Source organism: Amycolatopsis mediterranei, from assembly GCF_026017845.1.
GTDB classification, from domain to species: Bacteria; Actinomycetota; Actinomycetes; order Mycobacteriales; family Pseudonocardiaceae; genus Amycolatopsis; species Amycolatopsis mediterranei.
The window spans coordinates 2914155-2935140 of sequence record NZ_CP100416.1 but is presented as its reverse complement, the minus strand read 5'-3'; the positions used below and the strand labels follow the sequence as shown (position 1 = coordinate 2935140).

The 20986-nt window shown below is 73.4% G+C and carries 19 protein-coding genes; 14 read left to right on the top strand and 5 right to left on the bottom strand.

Translation table 11 applies throughout. The annotated features are described in order from the left end of the window. Positions 1–43: 43 nt before the first annotated feature. The 6 genes from ISP_RS14000 to ISP_RS13975 all read left to right on the top strand — a co-directional run bounded on the left by ISP_RS14000 (position 44) and on the right by ISP_RS13975 (position 3907). Positions 44–349, top strand: a complete 306-nt coding sequence (locus ISP_RS14000) for a hypothetical protein (protein WP_034284340.1) — start codon at positions 44–46, stop codon at positions 347–349. A 19-nt stretch (positions 350–368) separates the two neighbouring features. Beyond that, entirely contained in the window at positions 369–806 is a 438-nt protein-coding gene (gene msrB / locus ISP_RS13995) for a peptide-methionine (R)-S-oxide reductase MsrB (RefSeq protein ID WP_013224520.1), read from the top strand. A gap of 74 nt (positions 807–880) precedes the next feature. After that, positions 881–1795 (top strand): TIGR04222 domain-containing membrane protein, encoded by a 915-nt coding sequence (locus ISP_RS13990; RefSeq protein ID WP_013224519.1) that lies wholly within the window; start codon positions 881–883, stop codon positions 1793–1795. Between the two features lie 66 nt (positions 1796–1861). Next, the gene (locus ISP_RS13985; RefSeq protein ID WP_013224518.1) at positions 1862–2779 is read left to right on the top strand and encodes a TIGR04222 domain-containing membrane protein; all 918 of its coding nucleotides are present in this window, start codon (positions 1862–1864) and stop codon (positions 2777–2779) included. Further along, the gene (locus ISP_RS13980) at positions 2772–3572 is read left to right on the top strand and encodes an MbnB/TglH/ChrH family RiPP precursor modification enzyme (RefSeq protein WP_013224517.1); all 801 of its coding nucleotides are present in this window, start codon (positions 2772–2774) and stop codon (positions 3570–3572) included. Before ISP_RS13985 ends, ISP_RS13980 begins: the two co-directional genes overlap by 8 nt. Next, positions 3569–3907 (top strand): hypothetical protein, encoded by a 339-nt coding sequence (locus tag ISP_RS13975; RefSeq protein ID WP_013224516.1) that lies wholly within the window; start codon positions 3569–3571, stop codon positions 3905–3907. The genes ISP_RS13980 and ISP_RS13975 overlap by 4 nt, the downstream gene beginning before the upstream one ends. Positions 3908–4050: 143 nt before the next feature. Here ISP_RS13975 and ISP_RS13970 read toward each other — a convergent pair whose 3' ends face one another. Genes ISP_RS13970 through hemE form a run of 4 tightly spaced genes read right to left on the bottom strand, consistent with a single transcriptional unit; the run spans position 4051 to position 8605 of the window. After that, the gene (locus ISP_RS13970) at positions 4051–5388 is read right to left on the bottom strand and encodes a CoA transferase (protein WP_013224515.1); all 1338 of its coding nucleotides are present in this window, start codon (positions 5386–5388) and stop codon (positions 4051–4053) included. Next, positions 5388–6080, bottom strand: coding sequence for a hydrogen peroxide-dependent heme synthase (hemQ, locus tag ISP_RS13965; protein ID WP_013224514.1), 693 nt, complete (start codon positions 6078–6080; stop codon positions 5388–5390). The genes ISP_RS13970 and hemQ overlap by 1 nt, the downstream gene beginning before the upstream one ends. Before the next feature lie 57 nt (positions 6081–6137). Continuing rightward, complete coding sequence (hemG, locus tag ISP_RS13960) at positions 6138–7538, bottom strand: protoporphyrinogen oxidase (RefSeq protein ID WP_013224513.1); 1401 nt, start codon at positions 7536–7538, stop codon at positions 6138–6140. Next, on the bottom strand, positions 7535–8605 hold the full coding sequence (gene hemE, locus ISP_RS13955) for a uroporphyrinogen decarboxylase (RefSeq protein WP_013224512.1): 1071 nt from the start codon (positions 8603–8605) through the stop codon (positions 7535–7537). The genes hemG and hemE overlap by 4 nt, the downstream gene beginning before the upstream one ends. Positions 8606–8693: 88 nt before the next feature. Between hemE and ISP_RS13950 the strand changes: the two genes are divergently transcribed. The 3 genes from ISP_RS13950 to ISP_RS13940 all read left to right on the top strand — a co-directional run bounded on the left by ISP_RS13950 (position 8694) and on the right by ISP_RS13940 (position 12017). Continuing rightward, positions 8694–9257, top strand: a complete 564-nt coding sequence (locus tag ISP_RS13950; protein WP_034284339.1) for a DUF3000 domain-containing protein — start codon at positions 8694–8696, stop codon at positions 9255–9257. 721 nt (positions 9258–9978) lie between these two features. Beyond that, the gene (locus ISP_RS13945) at positions 9979–10695 is read left to right on the top strand and encodes a response regulator (RefSeq protein WP_033261886.1); all 717 of its coding nucleotides are present in this window, start codon (positions 9979–9981) and stop codon (positions 10693–10695) included. Positions 10696–10793: 98 nt separating this feature from the next. Then, positions 10794–12017: a ribonuclease D gene (locus tag ISP_RS13940; protein ID WP_013224510.1), complete on the top strand. Its 1224-nt coding sequence runs from the start codon at positions 10794–10796 to the stop codon at positions 12015–12017. Positions 12018–12042: 25 nt separating this feature from the next. On the opposite strand, the gene ISP_RS13935 is transcribed toward ISP_RS13940, so the two are convergent. Then, positions 12043–12708, bottom strand: a complete 666-nt coding sequence (locus ISP_RS13935; protein ID WP_013224509.1) for a TetR/AcrR family transcriptional regulator — start codon at positions 12706–12708, stop codon at positions 12043–12045. Between the two features lie 176 nt (positions 12709–12884). On the opposite strand from ISP_RS13935, the gene ISP_RS13930 reads away from it, so the two are divergent. From ISP_RS13930 to ISP_RS13910, 5 genes are read left to right on the top strand one after another with little or no spacing between them, the layout of a single operon-like run. Further along, positions 12885–14354 carry an amino acid permease gene (locus ISP_RS13930; protein ID WP_013224508.1) on the top strand — a complete coding sequence of 490 codons (1470 nt, stop codon included), beginning with the start codon at positions 12885–12887 and terminating at the stop codon, positions 14352–14354. A 12-nt stretch (positions 14355–14366) separates the two neighbouring features. Further along, on the top strand, positions 14367–15200 hold the full coding sequence (locus ISP_RS13925; protein WP_013224507.1) for an urea amidolyase associated protein UAAP1: 834 nt from the start codon (positions 14367–14369) through the stop codon (positions 15198–15200). Further along, the gene (locus ISP_RS13920) at positions 15197–15832 is read left to right on the top strand and encodes an urea amidolyase associated protein UAAP2 (protein ID WP_013224506.1); all 636 of its coding nucleotides are present in this window, start codon (positions 15197–15199) and stop codon (positions 15830–15832) included. The genes ISP_RS13925 and ISP_RS13920 overlap by 4 nt, the downstream gene beginning before the upstream one ends. Next, on the top strand, positions 15829–19377 hold the full coding sequence (gene uca / locus ISP_RS13915; RefSeq protein WP_013224505.1) for an urea carboxylase: 3549 nt from the start codon (positions 15829–15831) through the stop codon (positions 19375–19377). Before ISP_RS13920 ends, uca begins: the two co-directional genes overlap by 4 nt. Beyond that, entirely contained in the window at positions 19374–20975 is a 1602-nt protein-coding gene (locus tag ISP_RS13910) for an allophanate hydrolase (RefSeq protein WP_013224504.1), read from the top strand. The genes uca and ISP_RS13910 overlap by 4 nt, the downstream gene beginning before the upstream one ends. Positions 20976–20986 lie beyond the last annotated feature (11 nt).

Here is a 20986-nt window from a genome sequence, read left to right as displayed (position 1 = left end):
GCGTCCGGTGGGCTGACGGGTCCGGATGGCCTACCGTGGTGGCATGGCCGAAGACGGAGCTTCACTGCCGGGCCAGAATCCTCGCTTCCACGAGGACCTGGTCGGCCTGGACCCGTACGACCCGGAGGCGCGCGCGTTCGCCGAGCACCTCGACCGCATCGAACGCTGCGGCCCGAACTACACCATCGAGGCCGCCCTCGACGGCGTCGCCGACTTCGCCGACTCCAGCAACCGCCTCGGCGGGCTGCGCTACTGGGTGTCGGCCCTGATCGTGGTTCTCATCGTGCTCGGCGTGATCGTGGCCGCATGGGACATCGTGGTGCACGCCCTCGCCTGGCTCGCGGCGTAACGTGGATCGGGTGAAAGGTATGAAACCCGTTGTCGGCGCGACCCCTCGCGTCGTGAAGTCCGAGCAGGAATGGCGAGCCCAGCTCAGCCCCGACGAGTTCGCCGTGCTCCGCCAGGCGGGGACCGAACGGCCGTTCACCGGTGAGTACACCGACACCAAGGCCACCGGCGTCTACGAGTGCCGCGCGTGCGGTGCCGAGCTGTTCCGCAGCGACACGAAGTTCGAGAGCCACTGCGGCTGGCCGTCGTTCTACGACCCGGCCGACTCCGACGCCGTGCTGCTGCGCGAGGACCGCGCCATGGGCATGAAGCGGATCGAAGTGCTCTGCGGCTCCTGCCACAGCCACCTCGGGCACGTCTTCGAGGGCGAGGGCTACCCGACCCCGACCGACCAGCGCTACTGCATCAACTCGATCTCGCTGAAACTGGTCCCCGGGTCGGAAAACCCGCCGGCCTAAATCCTCCTTAAGCGAGCAACCCGCCGCCCTTCCTCGGACGTAGTCTCCGCACACGGACGAGGGAGGGCGGACTCATGACCGACACCTGGGGTATTCCCGGACCGGTGTTCGCGGGGCTCTACCTGGGGGTGCTGCTCCTGGTGGCGCTGGTCGCGGTGGTGCACGCCGCGCTGCCGGCGCGGGGGCGCACCGGCGGGGCACCGGCGCGGGCCGAAGAACTGGCGCTGCTGACCGGCGGGCGGGAGCGCGTCGGCGAACTGGTCGTCGCGCGGCTGCTGGAGCAGCAGCTGATCCGGCTGGACGGCACCGGGCGCCTGAACCGCGTCCGGGGTTCGGCATCCGACGACCTGGGCCGGGCCGCGCTCTTGCGGATCGGCAAGACCGGCAGCTCCGTCGACCGGGTGCGCGCCGAGGTGGCGCGGCACCCGTCCGTGGCGGACCTGGAGGCCGGGCTGATCGCCCGCGGCCTGCTCACCGACGGCCGGAAGCTGCGCCGGGCCCGGCTGCTCACCGCCGTGGCGTACTGGGCGCTGTTCGTCCTCGGCGTCGTCCGGCTGATCGCGGGCTCCTCGACCGGGCACCCCGTCGGCTTCCTGCTGGGCCTGCTCGCCCTCAACACCGTCGCGGCCGTGGTGGCCACGGTCCGCGCGGCGAAAAAGCCCGAGGTGAAGGCCACCTCCGCCGGCCGGGCGGCCGCGGCAGAGGCACGCCGCGCCGGGACGCTCGTCGCGGGTCCGTCCGGGGCCGTCGCCGCGGACGGCTTCGGCGGGCACCCGGAGAAGGACGTCCGGCTGGCCGTCAGCCGCGCCACCCAGCAGTCGACGGCGCAGGCCGCCCGGCGTCCGCGCGCCTGCTGGGCGAGCGGGGGCGGCGGCGCGGCCGTCGGCTACTACGGCGGCAGCTCCTGCGGTGGTGGCAGCAGCTCGTGCGGCGGGGGCGGCGGCTGCGGTGGTGGCGGCGGCGGCGGAGGCGGGGGCTGCGGTGGTTGAAACGCCGACGCGAGGGCGTGCGTCTCACAGCTACGGTAACCGCGACACACTGAGGGGAGACGGGCGATGACCGACCCGTGGGGCATCTCCGGACCGGATTTCGTGGTCCTCTACATCGCATTGCTCGGCGCGGTCCTGCTGGTCAGGGTCGTGGTGTCCGGGATCGTGAGCAGCCGGGCGATGCGGGCGGACGCCGTCACGCCCGGCCCGCCGCCGACCGTCTACCAGCTGGCCTTCCTCGCCGGCGGCCCCGACCGGGCCGTCGACGCGGCCATCGCGGCCCTGGTCGAGCGCGGGCAGCTGCGCGTCAACAGCTACAAGCAGGTCAGCCAGGCCGGGACGCGGCCGGCCGAACCGCTGGAGCAGGCCGTCTTCGACGCGGCGCAGCTGAAGACGACGGCGACGCTGCGGGCGTACGGCCGCCAGTCGGCGGCGATGCGGGCCTTGGAGGAGGGCCTCGACCGACGCGGGCTGCTGGCGTCGGCGGCCGCCAAGCGGCAGGCCCGGACGTTCGGCCTGCTCCTCCAGCTGGCGGTGCTGGCGTTCGGCGTGGCGCGGCTGGTCACCGGCATCTCCCTCGGCCGCCCGGTCGGGATCCTGGTGTTCCTGGTCGTCATCGCGGCGGTGCTGGCGATCGTGGCGGCGGTCCGCCGGGCGAAGACGGGCGCCCGGCAGCCGTCGGCCGCGGGACACCGCCTGCTCGGGCAGGCCCGGGCCGCGGCGAGCGGACCGGTGCCGGCCGGCATGCTGGCCGGCGGCATCCTGCTCGGCGGGGCGGCCGCCGCGGTCGCGCTGGGAGGCTGGGCGATGTACCCGGACGAGGAGCTGAGCGCGGCGCTGGCCCCGCCGGTGACGTCGTTCGGCGGCGGTGGCTCGTCCGGCGGGTCGTCCTGCAGCAGCGGGTCGTCGTGCTCGAGCTCGTCGTGCAGCAGCGGGTCGTCGTGCGGTGGCGGCGGCTGCGGCGGAGGGGGCTGCGGTGGGTGAGCTGGGCATCGGGATCGGCTGGCGGCATGAGCTCGACCTGTCCATCGCGCGGCTGCCGGGCGTGGACTGGGTCGAGGTCGTCGCCGAGAACCTGCACGCCGACCACCTGCCGGAGACGCTCGTGGCGCTGCGCAAGCGGGGCCTGCCGGTGCTGCCGCACGCCGTCTCGCTGTCCCTCGGCGGGGCCGAGCCCCTGGACACCGGCCGCGTCCAGCACCTCGCGGAGGTCGCGCGGGCGCTGGACGCGCCGCTGGTCAGCGACCACGTGTGCTTCGTGCGCGCGGGTGGCCTCGACTCGGGGCACCTGATGCCGCTCCCCCGCACGCGCGAGGCACTGGACGTGCTGGTGGCGAACGTCCGGCTGGCCCAGTCCATCGTGGACGTACCGCTGGCGCTGGAGAACATCGCCGCGGTGCTCGACTGGCCGGACGCCGAGCTGACCGAGGAGCAGTTCCTCACCGAGCTGACCGACCGGACGGGCTGCCGGCTGATCATCGACGTGGCGAACCTGTACGCCAACGCCCGCAACATCGGCACGGACCCGGAGGCGTTCCTGGACGGCATCCCCTGGGAGCGGCTGGCGTACGTGCACATGGCGGGCGGCATCGAGCGCGACGGCGTCTACCACGACACGCACGCACACCCGGTGCTGCCGGAGGTGCTGGCGCTGTTGACGGAGCTCCGCCGCCGGGCGGACCCGCCGGGAGTGCTGCTGGAGCGCGACGACGGCTACCCGACCGACGCCGAGCTGGCGGCGGAGCTGGCGGCCCTGCGGGCGGCGGTGACGGGATGAGCCGCGCGGAATTGGCCCGGCGGCAGGCGGAGCTGCTGCACGCCTTGCTGGCCGACGGCCCGGCGCCGGCGGGTTTCGACCCGGCCCGGCTGAAGGTGGAGGCTCAGGTGCTGCGCCGGAAGCACGGGCGGGTGCTGGCGTACCAGCGGCCCGAGCTGGCGGAGGCGCTGGGTGAGCGGTACGGGCCGCTGTTCGCGCAGTTCACCGCGGGCAGGCCGAAGAAGGCGGCCGAGCGCTCGGGGGCGTACGCCGACGAGTTCGTGACGTGGCTGATCGAGGGCGGCCACTTGCCGAAGCCCAGGCGGCGGCTGGCGGACCGACTGCGGCGCCGCTGATCCACAAGCTCGCGGGGGTGTGGACAACTGGGGCTTGACCAGGGTTTTTGTCGGCCTGCGCCGGTAGACTGGAACCGGGGCGGGCCCCCTAGGGTGGGCGGGTTCTGTTTCCGGGCGGGTTCTGTTTCCGGGCGGGTTCCGCCTTAGGGCGTCCAGGTCGGTTTGTCGACTCCCGGCTCCCGCGTCCCGAACTCCCAGTACGGCTGCGCGCCCGGCAACCCGCCGGCCATCCGCACCCGCGTCAGCCGCCCGTAGGCGCTGTCCGCTTCCTCCAGCAAATCGCCGTGATCGACGTCCGCCGCGGCGGGGTCCTTGCGGCCCAGGGAATCCAGCCACCGGCCGGTTCCCGCCAGGGACAGCCGCGCGCGCCACGTGCCACCGTCCACCACCTGGCGATGCAACGCCGTCATCACCGCCGCCGCCGTGAGCCAGCCCGTTCCGTGGTCCAGCGCCTGGACCGGCAACGGTGCCGGCGGATCGCCCCACGCCAAGCCGTTCGACATCTGGACCAGGCTGTCGAACCCGCGCCGCCGCGCCCAGGGGCCTTGCCAGCCGTACGCGCTCAGGTCCGCGATCACCAAGCCCGGCCGCAGTTCGGCCAGCTCCGCGGGCCCGAACCCGATGCGCTCGAGAGCTCCCGGCCGGAAGGACTGGACCAGCACGTCCGCCCGGCTGATCAGCTTCTTCAGCCGCGCACGGCCGCCCTCGGTGTCCAGCGCGACGAACGTCGAACGCTTGCCCTGGCCGGTGTCGCGCACCAGCGCCTCGACGCGCGGCAGGTGCGCGGCCCCGACGTGCAGGACGTCGGCGCCGTGCGCGGCCAGGATGCGGCCGGCGACCGGCCCGGCGAGCACGTGCGTCAGCTCCAGGACGCGGATCCCGCCCAGCGGCCGGTCCGAGTAGAACAGTGTCCGTTTCGGGGCCGGGCCCAGTGGCGTCAGCGAAACCAGCGGCAGCGAAGCCACCGCCTCGCCCTGCGGGTGCGCGGCCCAGTCCTCGGGCGACCGCAGCTCGGCCGCCGCTCCCCCGGCCGACACGACGGCGTGCTCCACCTCGCGCGCCGGACGTCCGGCGACCGCCTTTTCGACGGCTTCGCGGGTCGCGGGCACGCCGAGGCCCCAGCACACCGCCGCTTCGTGCCGCGGGTAGTTGCAGTGCAGGCGGACCCAGCCGTCGGCCGTGCGGTAGTCGCCCGACAGCGGGGCCCAGGCGGACTCCGCGCCGACGCCGTCCACGCGCAGCAGCCGCTCGCTCTGGAACGCCGCCGCCGCGTGCCGCGTGTCCGCCGTGACCACGCCGGGCTCGATGTCCCGCTGCCGCAGCATTTCGGCGGCCGCCAGCGTCGCCGCGGCGACGGAAGCCGTGGCCGCCGCCGCCACCCGGTACGGACCCGGCAGCACGTCCTCGGTGCCGGTCAGCTCGAAGGCTTCCGGTGAAGCTCCGGTAAGGGCGTTCCAGACGCCCTCGACGACGTCGCGCACTACGGGAGAGCCGCGACGAGCTCGGCGGGCGGCACGCGGGTGCCGGTGTAGAACGGGATCTCCTCGCGCACGTGCAGCCGCGCCTCGGTGCCGCGCAGGTGCCGCATGAGGTCGACGATCCGGTGCAGCTCGTCGGCCTCGAAGGCGAGGATCCACTCGTAGTCGCCCAGTGCGAACGACGCGACGGTGTTCGCGCGCACGTCCGGGTAGTCGCGGGCTTCCTTGCCGTGGTCGGCGAGCATCTTGCGGCGGTCGGCGTCCGGCAGCAGGTACCACTCGTAGGACCGCACGAACGGGTAGACGCAGATGAACTTGCGCGCCTCCTCGCCGGCCAGGAACGCCGGGATGTGGCTCTTGTTGAACTCGGCGGGCCGGTGCAGCGCGGTCTGGCTCCAGACCGGCGTCGACGCGCGGCCCAGCGGCGTCCGGCGGAATCCGGCGTAGGCGGCCTGGACCTGCTCGATTTCCTCGGCGTGCCACCAGATCATGAAGTCGGCGTCGGCACGCAGCGCGGAGAGGTCGTACACACCGCGGACGACGACGCCCTTGGCCTCGAGCCCGTCCAGGTACTCGGCGGTCTCGCGGCCGGCGGTCCCGCGGTCCTCACCCAGCCTGCCCGGTTCGATCCGGAAGACCGACCAGGTGGTGTAGCGGATGGTGTCGTTGAGCTCGTTGTAGTTGACCCGCGCCATGTGTCCATCCTGTCACCGCGGCGCCCCGGCCGCCGCCACGGGTCCGGGTGACCGCACTCACGCCGTCAGGTGCGCCGCGATCCGCTGGGCCGCGGCTTCCGCCGTCGCGACACAGGCCGGCAGCCCGACCCCGTGCAGGGTCGCCCCGGCGATCGCCAGGCCCGGCACCTCCGCGACGGCCTTCTCGATCCGCTCGACCCGCTCGAGGTGCCCGGTGCCGTACTGCGGCAGCCCGCCGCCCCACCGCGTCACCAGCGTCTCGACCGGCGCCGCCGTCACCCCCGTCAGCCGGGCGAGGTCGTCGCGGACCACGCGGACCAGCTCGACGTCGTCGAACTGCAGCGCGCCCGGCTCGCCGAACCGGCCGACCGAGCCGCGGACCAGGACCGGGCCGGTGCCGTAGTGGGCCCACTTCCGCGACGAGAACGTGAACGCCTTCGACGCGTACGGCACGCCCGAAGCGTCCCGCTCGCCCTGGCCGATCAGGATCCCCGACGCCTCGGGCAGCGCGGTGCCGGGCGGCAGTGCCAGCGCGACCACCGCCATCGACGCCAGTTCGACCTCGCCGAAGGCCGCCGAAGCCGCCGGGACGAGGTCGGTGAGCAGGCGGCGGGCCGACGGCGCGGGCACCGCGAGCACGACCGCGTCCGCTTCGGCGAGGTTGTCCGCCGGCGCGTGCGCGGTCGGTGCCGCGCCGATGCACAGCCGCCAGCCGTCGCCGTGCCGTTCGATCTCGCACACCGGCAGGCCGGTCCGCAGCTGCGCGCCCGACGCCGTGGTGAGCCGGTCGATCACCGTGCCGAGGCCGCCAGGGACGGTGCCGAACACCGGCGCCGTCGACGGGTTCGCCGGCAGCTGGGCGGCGGCCGCCGCGGTCAGCGAGCCCGCGCCCGCCGCCAGCGCGGAGGCGAGGCCGGGCATGGTCGCGCGCAGGCCGAGGCCGTCCGCCCCGCCCGCGTAGACGCCGCCGAGCAGCGGGTCGACCAGCCGGTCCACCAGTTCGTCGCCGAACCGCTCGCGCAGCAGCGGCCCCAGCGGCACGTCCCCGCCCGGCAGCCGCAGCTCCGGCAGCAACGGCTCGGCCTCGACCGCCTGCCGGCCGGTTTCGGAAAGCACCCCGGCCACCGACTCCGCCGACGCCGGCACGCCCATGACCGTGCCGGGCGGCAGCCCGGTGACGGCGCCGCCCGCGTGGATCTTCGCCCGCGCCTTCGTCGGGTGGACGACGTCGAGCCCGAGCTCGCGGGCCAGCGCGAGCATTTCGGGACGGCGGACGAGGAACGCCTCGGCGCCGACGTCGTAGGGCACCCCGGCGAGTTCGGCGGTGCGCAGCTTCCCGCCCGGCGCCGTCGTCTTCTCGTACACCGTGATCTCGGCTTCGGGGCCGAGCAGCTGCCGGAGCCGGTACGCCGCGGTCAGCCCGGAAACGCCGCCCCCGACGACCGCGACGCGCTTCACAGCTCGTGCACCAGCCCGACCACGCGGGTCAGCACGTCGGGATCGACGCCCGGCAGCACGCCGTGGCCCAGGTTGAAGATGTGGCCTTCGGCCGCCTTGCCCTCTTCGACGATCCGGCGGACCTCGGCCGCCAGCACCGGCCAGGAAGCGTGCAGCAGCGCCGGGTCGAGGTTGCCCTGGACGACCGCTCGCCCACCCAGGCGCCGCACGGCTTCGTCGAGCGGGATCCGCCAGTCGACGCCGACGACGTCGGCGCCCGCGTCGCGCATCGCGGCCAGAAGCTCGCCGGTGCCGACCCCGAAGTGGATCCGCGGCACGCCGTACTCCGCGACGCCCGCGAGTACCTTGGCCGAGTGCGGCAGGACGAACTCGCGGTAGTCCCGCTCGGACAGCGCGCCGGCCCAGGAGTCGAACAGCTGGACCGCGTCGACGCCGGCGTCGAGCTGGGCGCGCAGGAAGGTCAGGGCGAGGTCGGCCAGCCGCCCGGCCAGCTCGTGCCACACCTCGGGCGAGGTGTGCATCAGGGCCTTGGTGTGCTCGTGGTTGCGGCTCGGGCCGCCCTCGATGAGGTAGCTGGCCAGCGTGAACGGCGCGCCGGCGAACCCGATCAGCGGGGTCCCGCCGAGCCGCGCGACGAGCAGCCGGACGCCGTCGGCGACCTTCGAGACCTGTTCGGGCTCGAGCTCCGGCAGCGCCTTCACGGCGGCGAGGTCGCGCACCGGCGTCGCGACCACCGGGCCGGTGCCGGGCACGATGTCGATGTCGACCCCGGCCGCCTTCAGCGGCACCACGATGTCGCTGAAGAGGATCGCCGCGTCGACGCCGTGGCGGCGGACCGGCTGCAGCGTGATCTCGGCGAGCATTTCCGGGTCGAAACAGGCGTCGAGCATCGGCACGCCCTCGCGCAGCGCGCGGTACTCGGGCAGCGAGCGGCCGGCTTGGCGCATGAACCAGACGGGCGTGCGGGCCGGGCGTTCACCGCGCGCGGCGGCCAGGAACGGGGCTTCGGGCAGCTCGCGGCGACCGGACGGGGCGGCGTGGCGCGGCAGGGGCGTGGTCTGAGACATCGCGGTCAATCGTGCCACGAGCCCGGGCGGCCCGTTCTCTCGGCGCGCCTGCGCCCGCAACAGGGCGTGCCCGCCCTAAAGTCGGTGCGTGACCGCGATGACGCCAGTGCCCGAACTCTTCCGCGAAGCAGTCGCGGCGCTGCAGTCCGTCCGGCCCCGCCCGGAGGTGCTGCTGGAGCCGATGCGCGCACCGCAGCGGCTCGCGCCGTGGTCGTACGCGGTCAGCTGCGAAGTGTCCGGGCCCGCCGACGTGCTGGCCTCGGGACGGCTGGTCCTGCTGCACGACCCGGACGGCCAGGACGGCTGGGACGGCGTGCTGCGCCTCGTCCTGTACGTGCGCGCGGAGCTGGACCGGGAGCTGGCCACGGACCCGTTCCTGCCGGCGGTCGGCTGGTCGTGGCTGACCGACGCGCTGGAAGTGTCCGGGGCGAGCTGGAAGGCACTCGGCGGCACGGTGACGGAGACGTCGTCGGCCCGCTTCGGCGACCTCTCCGGCCCGGCCCGCACCGACGACCTGGAAGTGCGGGCGTCGTGGACGCCGGCGGACGCGGACCTGCTGCCCCACGGGCAGGCCTTCTGCCAGGTGATGGCGAGCGTCGTGGGCCTGCCCCCGGTCGGGGTGACCCTCTTCGGGCAGCGCCAGGGCTCCTGACCCGGCGTCCGGGCGATCTTCGGCAACGAATCGGCAACGGCCGGTCGCCGCGGGCCGCCGCGGCACCGCGCCTTGTACGGATGTGAGCAAAATTCACGTCCGATGAACGCTGTTCACCCGGCCCCGGACCGCTGAGTTGCCGCCTCGCGGCCCGGGCACCCCGGATGACCATCCGGGCACCCCCGGGGCCGCCGCCAGCCCTGAGGCTGTTTCACGTCTCCTCGTTCGTGACTCCCCGCGGTCACGCACCGCAACAAGATCAAACCGCGGACCCGGGGGTCACCAGCACCCCGCAACAGACACGGACAGTCACAGTTTTGGACGTCGGCGGGCGGCGCAGGGGTCTCTCGGGGGAGTTGATCAAGCCCCGGCCGGGGCCGCATTCCGGACACCTCGGGCGCCCATCCGGACCCCCGTCACTAGGCGCACCGGCAGCTGCACGCCTCATCTGCACGGCCATTTGGCCGCCGGTAACTCCTTAGCATCGTGCTCACTGGGCTATCCGTTAGCAACCGGCCGTGTACTAGCCCGATCGTGTTACTACGAACCCACTGAGTGACTGTTCGTTTGAGATAGATACCCATTCGATCCCCCCGCAACGGCCTCAGGACGGCTACAGTGCCTTCGACGACACCACTTTCGGTCTAAAGCTGGCGCGGCTGAACGGCCGAAGGTCCCGGTGCCGGTCGGGGGGCACGACCGACTCCAGGGAGGTAGTGACGTGGCTACCGTCGGCATTTCTCAGGCCGTCCGATCCACGCCAGCCGGCGCGTTGCCGGCGAGCATGGTTCCGCACCCGCGGGAAGAGCTTTTTTCGGTACTGGTGGTCGATGACCACCCGCTGTTGAGGGAGGCAATCGCAGCAAGACTCGCACAGATGGGTGCGGGAACCGTCCACGAAGCCGCCACGGTGGCCGAGGCGAGGGCGCGAGCACAGGCCACCGGGCCTTGTGACCTGGCGATCCTCGATCTCGGACTGCCGGACGGCAGCGGCATCGAGCTGGTTACGGAACTCCGTAGCCACGGCTGGCCGCGCGTGGTCGTACTCGCATCCTCGGACGACCCGTACGCGGTCCGCTCGGCCTTCCAGGCCGGGGCCCAGGCGTACCTGCTGAAGTCCGCGTCACCGGTCGTCGTGACCGATGGCGTGCGGCGCGTGCTCGAAGGCGGCGTCTACGCCGACCCGAGCGTGGCTCCGGTGCTGGCCACCGGGACCCGCGTCGCGGGCACCGACAACACCCCGCGCGAGCTGTCCGCTCGTGAGGTGGAGGTGCTCCAGCTGGTCGCCGACGGACAGTCCAACAAGGAGATCGGCGAGGAGCTTTCGCTCTCCGCCCTCACCGTCAAGTCCCACCTCTCCCGGATCGGGCGCAAGCTCGGCACGGGCGACCGGGCACAGATGGTGGCACTGGCCATGCGAGCCGGCGTCATCCGCTGACGAAAGCACACCACCCTGCGGGGCGGGCGGACCAGGCGCGGTACGCCCGTCCCGTAGGGTCGTCAACCATGGGAAGCACTGAGGCCGAGGACACCGGGATGGAGATCGAGTCCACGGGCGGCCCTGTGCTGCTACGCGAACCCGCCGAGGGCACACCCCCGGTGATCACCGACGCCGCCGAGCTGGCCGAAGCCTGCGCCAAGCTCGCCGCGGGCACCGGTGCGGTCGCCGTCGACACCGAACGCGCGTCCGGCTACCGGTACTTCCCCAAGGCCTACCTCGTGCAGCTGCGCCGCGAAGGCGCCGGCACGGTGCTGATCGACCCGATCGCGCTGGACGGCGAACTGGCCCCGCTGCGCGAAGTCCTGAATTCCCTGGAGTGGGTGCTGCACGCCGCCTCCCAGGACCTCCCCTGCCTCGCCGAGCTGGGCCTGCACCCGGCGGCGCTGTTCGACACCGAGCTGGCCGGCCGGCTGGCGGGCTACGAACGCGTCGCGCTGGGAACGCTCGTCGAGCTGCTGCTGGGGTACACCCTCGAGAAGGGCCACAGCGCGGCCGACTGGTCGAAGCGGCCGCTGCCGGTCGACTGGCTGAACTACGCCGCCCTCGACGTCGAGCTGCTCATCCAGCTGCGGGAAAAGCTGGAAGCGGAGCTGGGCGCCCAAGGCAAGCTGGAGTGGGCGCGGCAGGAGTTCGAGTTCGTGCGGACGGCCCCGCCGCCGCCCCCGCGGGCCGAGCCGTGGCGCCGGACGTCCGGCGTGCACAAGATCCGCAGCCCGCGCGGTCTCGCGGCGGTCCGCGAACTGTGGCAGGCGCGCGACGAGCTGGCCCGCAAACGCGACCGCGCACCGAGCCGGATCCTGCCGGACAGCGCGATCGTCAACGCTGTCACGGCCGACCCCAAGACGGTCGAAGAGCTGCAGGCGCTGCCGGTGTTCAGCGGCCGCGTCCAGCGCAAGTACACGGCGAGCTGGCTGCGCCACCTGCAGGCGGCCAAGGCGCTCCCCGCTTCCGAGCTGCCGTCACCGTCCCAACCGACGGACGGCCCGCCCCCGGTGAACCGCTGGGCGGACAAGGACCCGGACGCGGCGGCCCGCTTGTCGGCGGCCCGCGCGGCCTTGACGGCCATCGCGGAGGACCGCCGGCTCCCGGTGGAGAACCTGCTGCTGCCGGACCTGGTCCGCCGCACGTGCTGGCGCCCGCCGGCCGAAACGGACGAGGACTCGGTGGCGGAAGTCCTGCGCGCGAGCGGCGCCCGGCCGTGGCAGGTCGAGCTGACGGCGGCGGTGCTGAGCAAGGCGTTGCAGACCACCGCTTCCTGACCCACGACTCTCGAGCGGGTCCTCGTCAGTCGGCGAGCGCCGCCAGCAGCCGGTGCCCCTGCGCGCGCAGCTCGTCCGACGGCTCCCCCGAGCCCGCCAACCGGACCACCCCGTCCGCCCCTTCGCGCACGTGGGCCTCGACGTCCAGCGCCGGGTCGTCGCGGCGGATCACCGCGATGCTCTCCACCAGCCCGAACACCAGATCCGTCCGGATTGCGACGGCCGAAGGTGCCACGCCCGAAGCCGCCACCAGGCGGCCGTACGCCGCCTTCAGTTCCGCTCGCTCGATGCGGAAGCGGGCCAGGCTGGGCGAACCGACCTCGGGCAGCAGGTACAACGCGCCCAGGTTGTGCCGGGCTCCGCCCAGCAGGCCGATGTCCGCGTACGCCAGTGCCCACAACCGGACCGCCGCCGGGGCCTCGCCCGCGACGAGCCGGGCCGCCAGGGCCAGTGACGGGCGGACCGTCTCGGCCAGCAACGCGGCGAGGATGTCTTCCTTCGCCGGGAAGTGGTAGTAGAGCGACGCCTGGCGCAAGCCCGCGCGTTCGGCGATCGCTCTGGTCGTCGTGGCCGCGTACCCGGCTCCGGTGAACAGCTCGCCCGCCGCCTCGAGCACCGCCTGGCGCGCGTCCGGACGGTTCGCCGCCGCTCCGCTCGCCCTCGGCCTGCCGACTCCCGACCCGTTGCCCACGGACGTGATCTTGCCAGGTCCGCGGCCGCGACACGCGCACGGAGGCACGGTTACGCCCGGATGTCGTCATTGACGCCGTGTCGGTCCGGGCGTTAACGGGTCCCTAACACGGCGGAGATCATCGCGTCGCGGCGAAGACTTAATTTCTGTCAAGCGATCGAAACAAGGAGATCCGCATGACCCCACCCGACGAACTCGCCGCCTTCGGTTACCGCCAGGAGCTTCGCCGGTCGCTGGGCGGGTTTTCCGCCTTCGCCGCCGGCTTCTCCTTCGTCTCCATCCTCACCACCGTCTTCCAGCTCTTCGGCTTCGGCTACACCTTCGGCGGCCCGCTCTTCTTCTGGACGTGGCCGGTCGTCCTGGCGGGCCAATTGCTCGTCGCGCTGGTGTTCGCCGAGCTCGCCGCGCGCTACCCGCTCGCGGGATCGGTGTACCAGTGGGCGAAACAGCTGACGAAAGGCTTCCTCGGCTGGCTGGCCGGCTGGATGATGCTGCTCGGCTGCATCGTCGCCCTCGCGGCCGCCGCGATCGCGCTGCAGGTCGTGCTGCCGTCGGTGTGGGACGGGTTCCAGTTCATCGGCGGCGATCCGTCGGTGACGTCGCCGTCCGGCGCGGCCAACGCCGTGCTGCTCGGCACCGTGCTGCTCGTCTTCACCACCGCGGTCAACACCGGCGGTGTCCGGCTGATGGCGCGGATCAACGACGTCGGCGTCGCGGCCGAACTCCTCGGCGTCCTCGTCCTCATCGCCGGGCTGGCGCTGTTCGCCGTCCGCGGTCCGCAGGTGGTGCTGCACGACGCACCCGGCACCAGCGCCGGGATCGGCGGTGTGCTCGCTTCGGCGCTCATGGCGGCGTACGTCCTCTACGGCTTCGACACCGCCGCGTCGGTCGCCGAGGAGACGAAGGACGCGCGCAAGGCGGCTCCGCGGGCGGTGCTGCGCGCCGTGCTCGTCTCCGGGATCGGCGGCCTCGCGGTGGTCGTCACCGCGCTGATGGCCGCGCCGAGCCTCACCGACGGGCAGCTCGCCGGGCACGGCCTGCCGTACGTGATCACCGCCGTCTTCGGCGACACCCTCGGCCGGATCTTCCTCGCCGACGTCGCGATCGCCGTCGTCGTCTGCACCCTGACCATCCAGACCGGCACGGTCCGGCTGATCTACGCGATGGCCCGCGACGGCGCGCTCCCCGGGTCCGCCCGCCTCGCCGGGGTCAGCCCGCGCACCGGGACGCCGGTCGCGCCCGCGCTGCTGTCCGGCGCGCTGGCCATCGGGCTGCTGCTGCTCAACGTCGGCAACCCGACGCTGTTCAGCACGATCACCGGGACGTCGGTGGTGGTCGTCTACCTGGCCTACCTCCTGGTCACCGCGCCGCTGCTGCTGAAACGGCTGCGCGGGCAATTCCCCGCGGAGCCCGGCAAGTTCTCCCTCGGGCGATGGGGCGTTCCGCTGAACGGGGCAGCGGTCCTGTACGGAATCGCCATGATCGTCAACATCGGCTGGCCGCGTGCGGAGATCTACGATCTCGGCGCTTCGGGCTCCCCCTGGATGCTCTTGTTCCCGATAGAGTTCGTCGGCGGCGCACTGGTGATCGGCTGGCTCTGCTGGCTGCGGCTGCGCCCCGCTCCCGCCCTCGAACCCGCGACCTGAGAGAGGACGACCATGAGCACCACCGCGACGACCTACGGAGCGCGCGACCACGCCCGCGCCCAGGCCGGCACCGTGGTCGACACGATGCCGTCGATCCCGGCGAGCACCTGGGCCGACCCGCCGGCCGGCGTCGCCCCCGAGGCGCTGACCTGGGCCGAAACCGTGGCCGGCGGCGGGTACACGCACAAGGTGCTGGCCCGGGGCACGCGGCTGCGGCTGACCGACGTCGACGGCGACGCCTGCGCGCACCTGCTGCTGTTCAACGCCGAAGGGCCGTGGGAGCGGCTGAACGTCGCCGACACGGTCAAGGTGCAGTGGAACGCCTACCTCGGCGAGTCGGTGGCACTGCTGTCGGACCAGGCGCGGGTGCTGGCCACGATCGTCGCGGATTCCGGCGGACGGCACGACGCCCTGTGCGGGACGTCCACTGTGGACGGCAACACCGAGCGCTACGGCGACGGTTCCCCGCAGGGCCCCTCCCCCGCCGGCCTGCCGCTGTTCACCCTGGCGGCGGCCAAGAACGGCCTCGAGCCGCGCGACCTGCCGCCGAGCCTGTCGTTCTTCCAGGGCGTGCGGGTCCAGCCGGACGGCGGGCTGGAGTTCACCGGCTCCGCGGGCGCCGGCCGGTCCGTCGACCTGCGGATCGAGATCCCGTCGATCGTGCTGCTCGCCAACGTCGCCCACCCGGTTGACCCGCGGCCGGACTACACGGTGTCAAAGCTCGAAGTCCTCGCCTGGCACGACCGGCCGACCACTCCGGACAGTCCGGAGTGGACACACACGCCGGAAGCGCAGCGCGCCTTCGAGAACACCGCCGACTACCTCACCGCACGGGGGATCGCATGAGCACGGCGTACGAGTCCCAGCTGGAAGTCAGCTTCGACGTTCCCGCGCGGGCGCCGTTCTCGACGGTGCTGCAGCAGGGCCAGGAGCTGGCCATCATGGACCTGGGCGGCAACCAGGCCGTCGACTTCCTCTGCTACGACGCGAACGACACCTCGAAGCGCTACAGCGCGGCCGCGACGATCGCCGCGCAGCGCAACATCTTCCTCACCACCGGCAGCGTGCTGCGCACCCAGGAGGGCGCGCCGCTGCTGACCGTCGTCGCCGACACCTGCGGCCGCCACGACACGCTCGGCGGCGCGTGCAGCAAGGAGTCCAACAGCCTCCGCTACGGCCAGCACACCCGCCACCAGCACGCCTGCGTCGAAAACTTCCTCATCGAGGGCGCGAAGTGGGGCCTGGGCAAGCGCGACCTGGTCAGCAACGTCAACTGGTACATGAACGTGCCGGTCGAGGCGGACGGCACGCTCGGCATCGTCGACGGCATCTCCGCGCCGGGCCTGGAAGTCCGGCTGCGCGCCGAGACCGACGTGCTGGTACTCGTGTCGAACTGCCCGCAGATCAACAACCCCTGCAACGGGTTCGACCCGACGCCGGTGCGGATGATCGTCATCTCCCCCGGAGGCGGCGAGTGAGGCTGCTCGTCGCCAACCGCGGCGAGATCGCGGTCCGGATCCTGCGCAGCGCCAAGGAACTGGGTCTCGAAACGGTCGCGGTGCATTCCGACGCCGATCGCCTCGCCCCGCACGTGCGGCTCGCCGACCGGGCCGTCCGGCTCGGCCCGGCGCCCGCGGCGGAAAGCTACCTGCGGGCCGGCGCGATCATCGCCGTGGCGCTGGACACCAGCTGCGACGCGATCCACCCCGGGTACGGCTTCCTCTCGGAGGACGCCGCGTTCGCACGCGCCTGCGAAGACGCCGGGATCGCGTTCGCCGGGCCGGCCCCGGAGCACCTGGAGGTGTTCGGCAGCAAGCACACCGCGCGCGAGGCGGCGATCGCGGCGGGCGTGCCGCTGCTGGCCGGCACCGGCCTGCTGTCCGATGTGGACGATGCGCTGGCCCGCGCCGAGGACATCGGCTACCCGGTGATGCTCAAGGCGACCGGCGGCGGGGGCGGGATCGGGATGCGCGCCTGCGCATCGCCGGACGAGCTGCGCGCCGCCTGGGACACCGTGCGCAGCGTCGCGGCCAAGAGCTTCGCCAGCTCCGGCGTGTTCCTCGAACGCCTGGTGACCCGCGCGCGGCACGTCGAGGTCCAGGTGTTCGGCGACGGCTTCGGCGAGGTGCTGGCCCTGGGCACGCGCGACTGCTCGCTGCAGCGGCGCAACCAGAAGGTCGTCGAGGAGTGCCCGGCACCGGACCTGCCCGAGGACGTCCGGAAGCACCTGGTGGAGTCCGCGGTCGCGCTGTGCTCGTCGGTGCGGTACCGCTCCGCGGGCACCGTCGAATACGTTTACGACCCCGAACGCGGCGAGGCGGCGTTCCTCGAGGTCAACACGCGGCTGCAGGTCGAGCACCCGGTCACCGAGGCGGTCTACGGCGTCGACCTGGTCGCCTGGATGCTGCGGCTCGCCCAGGGCGACCGCGCGATGTTCCGGGCGGTCCCGGTCGCCCGCGGGCACGCCGTCGAAGCGCGCGTGTACGCCGAGGACCCGGGCGCCGGGCACCGGCCGAGCGCGGGTCTCGTCACCCGGGTCACGCTGCCCGCGGACACCCGCGTCGACACCTGGGTCGAGCCGGGCACCACCGTCACCACGCACTACGACCCGTTGCTGGCCAAGGTGATCTGCACCGGCGCCGACCGCGCCGAGGCGCTGGCGAACCTGCGGGAAGCGCTCGCCGCGACCCGGTTCGACGGGGTGCAGACCAACCTGGGCCAGCTGCGGGCGGCGGCCACCGACCCGGCCTTCGGCGCCGCGGCGCACGACACGTCCACTTTGGACAGCGTCGGAGACGCGGAGCCGCGGATCGACGTGGTCCGCGGCGGGACCATGACGACCGTGCAGGACTGGCCGGGCCGCACCGGGTTCTGGCACGTCGGGGTGCCGCCGAGCGGCCCGATGGACGACCTCTCGCTGCGGCTGGGCAACCTGGCGCTGGGCAACCCCGAAGGCGCGCCCGGCCTGGAGTGCACTGTGGACGGGGTGGCGCTGCGGTTTTCCCGTGCCACCGAAGTCTGCGTCACCGGGGCGCCGACGACGGTCCTCGTCGACGGCACCGAGGTTTCCCTGTGGACACCGGTCGAAGTCCCCGCGGGAGCGACGCTCGACGTCCGGTCCTGCACGGCCGGGCTGCGCAGCTACCTCCTGGTGCGCGGCGGCGTCGACGTGCCGGAGTTCCTCGGCAGCGCGGCGACGTTCACGCTGGGGAAGTTCGGCGGCCACGGCGGCCGCGCGCTGGCCGCCGGGGACGTCCTGCGCCCCGGTCCGGCCCCCGCGGACCCGGTCGTGGGCCCGGTGCCGACCGCCGACCGGCCGGAGTTCGCTTCCCACTGGACGATCGGCGCGCTCGAAGGACCGCACGCGGCCCCGGAGTTCTTCACCCCGGACGACGTCGACACGTTCTACGCCACGGACTGGCAGGTGCACTTCAACTCGGCGCGCACCGGCGTCCGGCTCGTCGGGCCGCGGCCGAAGTGGGCACGGCCGGACGGCGGCGAGGCGGGCCTGCACCCGTCGAACATCCACGACACGCCGTACGCGATCGGTGCCGTCGACTACACCGGCGACCTGCCGATCCTGCTCGGCCCGGACGGGCCCAGCCTGGGCGGGTTCGTCTGCCCGGCGACGGTCGCCACCGGCGAGCGGTGGAAGCTCGGGCAGCTGCGGCCGGGCGACACCGTGCGGTTCGTGCCGATCGGCACCGACCACGCGGCGGCGCTGCGGACGCGGCCGGCGTCGGCGGTCGAGCCGAGCCGCCCCGCGCGCGACGACGGCGGTGTCCTCGCGCGACTGTCCTCTTCGGACTGTACGGAATCTTCGGGCGAGCCGTCGGTCACCTACCGCCGCAGCGGCGACGACAACCTGCTCGTCGAGTACGGCGAGATGAAGCTCGACCTGGCGCTGCGGATGCGGGTGCACGCGCTGGCCGAGCGCCTGGCGGCCGAAGGCGTACCGGGGATCGTGGACCTCACGCCGGGCATCCGGTCGCTGCAGGTGCACGTCGACCCGGACGCGCTGCCGGTCGGCAAGGCGCTCGGGCTGGTGCGCGAACTGGAGCGGGACCTCCCGCCGACGCACGACCTGGTGGTGCCGAGCCGCAGCGTCCGGTTGCCGCTGTCGTGGGACGACCCCGCCACGCGCGAGGCGATCGAGCGGTACATGACCGGCGTGCGCGACGACGCGCCGTGGTGCCCGTGGAACATCGAGTTCATCCGGCGCGTCAACGGGCTGTCCAGTGTGGACGAGGTGTACCGGACGGTGTTCGACGCGGAGTACCTCGTGCTCGGCCTCGGCGACGTCTACCTCGGCGCGCCGGTGGCGACGCCGCTGGACCCGCGCCACCGCCTGGTCACGACGAAGTACAACCCGGCGCGGACGTGGACGGCGGAGAACTCCGTCGGCATCGGCGGCGCCTACCTGTGCATCTACGGCATGGAGGGCCCGGGCGGCTACCAGTTCGTCGGGCGGACCGTCCAGGTGTGGAACAGCTGGCGCGGCGGGGACCGGCCGTGGAACCTGCGGTTCTTCGACCGGATCTCCTGGTACCCGGTGTCGGCCGAAGAGCTGCTGGACCTGCGGGCGCAGAGCGCGTCCGGCACGCTGGACCTCGACACCACCGAGGGCTCCTTCGCCCTGGCGGACTACCAGAAGTTCCTCGCGGAGAACGCCGAGAGCATCGCGGGCTTCCGGGCCACGCAGGCGGCGGCGTTCGAAGCGGAACGGCAGGCGTGGGCCGCGGCGGGCGAGTTCGACCCGAAACCGGAGCCGGTCACCCGGCCGCCGGCGCGGGTCGAGGCGCCGCCGGGCGGGCACGTCGTGGAGGCGCCGTTCGCGGCGACGGTGTGGCGGGTCGACGTCACCGCGGGCGAGCGCGTCGAGGACGCGCAGTCCCTGGTGACGCTGGAAGCGATGAAGACGGAGGCGCGGATCCCGGCGCCGGCGAGCGGTGAGGTGGTCGAAGTGCTCGTGTCCCCCGGCGATCAGGTGGCGCCCGGAACACCGCTGGTGGTGCTGGCATGAGCCTCGTGGAGCGGGTGCGGGCGGCCTACCGGCGGATCGAGCAGGTGGACCGGCCGGAGATCTGGATCGACCTGCGGCCGGAAGCCGACGTCCTGGCCGAGGCGGCCGCGCCGGCGGACCGCGGACTGCCGCTCTACGGCAAGCTCGTCGCGGTCAAGGGCAACATCGACGTCGCCGGACTGCCGACGACGGCGGGCTGCCCGGACTACGCGTACAAGCCGGAGGCCGACGCGCCGGTCGTCGCGCGGCTGCGGGCGGCCGGGGCGCTGGTGCTCGGCACGACCAACCTGGACCAGTTCGCGACCGGGCTGGTCGGGACGCGCAGCCCGTACGGCGCGGTCCGCAACGCCGTGGACGCGGAGTACGTGTCCGGTGGATCGAGCTCGGGGTCGGCGGTGGCGGTCGCCCTCGGCATCGTGGATCTGGCGCTCGGCACCGACACCGCGGGTTCGGGGCGGGTGCCGGCGGCGTTCAACGGGATCGTCGGGCTCAAGCCGACGCCGGGGCTGCTGCCGACCGAGGGCGTCGTCCCGGCGTGCGCGAGCATCGACTGCGTGTCGCTGTTCGCGCGGACGGTGGAGGAAGCGACGTTCGCGCTGACCTGCCTGGCCGAGCCCGCACAGGCCCACCCGGGACGGTTCCGCCTCGGCGTCCCCTCGCCGGACCAGCTGGGCCCCTTGGCTCCCGGCTGGGCCGAGGCGTTCGACGCGGCGGTGTCGGACTACGCCGCGGCAGGTGCCGAAGTGACCACTGTGGACATCTCGGCGTTCCTGGAGGCGGCGCGGCTGTTGTACGGCGGCGCGTTCGTCGCCGAGCGGTACACCGCGGTCGGCGAGTTCATCGACGCCCACCCGGACGCCGTCGACCCGGTCGTGCGCTCGATCATCGGCCCGGCCCGCGACATCCCGGCGCACCGGCTGTTCGCCGACCAGGCGACACTGGCGGGTCTGCGCGCCGAGGCACTGGCCACGCTGGCCGGCGTCGACGCACTGCTGGTCCCGACGACGACTGAGCACCCGACGATCGCCGAAGTCGCCGCGGACCCGGTCGCGGTCAACGCCCGCTTGGGCCGGTTCACCAACTCGACCAACCTGTTCGGGCTGTCGGCCCTCTCCGTCCCGGCGGGCACGGTGGCCGGGCGCCCGTTCGGCGTGATGTTCCTGGGCGCCCCGCACGACGACCTGAAGCTGGCGGCCCTGGCGGGCCTGCGGCGTGCGTGGGTCCCGATCGTGGTGGTCGGCGCACACTTGCGCGGCCAGCCGCTGAACCACGAGCTGACCTCTCGCGGCGGCCGGTTCGTATCAGCGGTTTCGACGGCGGCTTCGTACCGCTTGTACGCGCTGGACACGGTGCCGCCGAAGCCGGGCCTGGTGCGGGTCGCGTCCGGCGGGGTGCCGGTGGCCGCGGAGGTCTGGGAGCTGCCGGTGGCGGGGTTCGGCGAGTTCGTCGCCGGAATCCCGGCCCCCCTGGCGATCGGCAAGCTGGAATTGGCGGACGGCAGGTCGGTGTCCGGCTTCCTCTGCGAGCCGGAGGCGACGGAGGGAGCGGAGGACATCTCGGCGAAGGGCGGTTGGCTGGCGCACCTCGGCGTCGGGTAAACGGGTTGCGC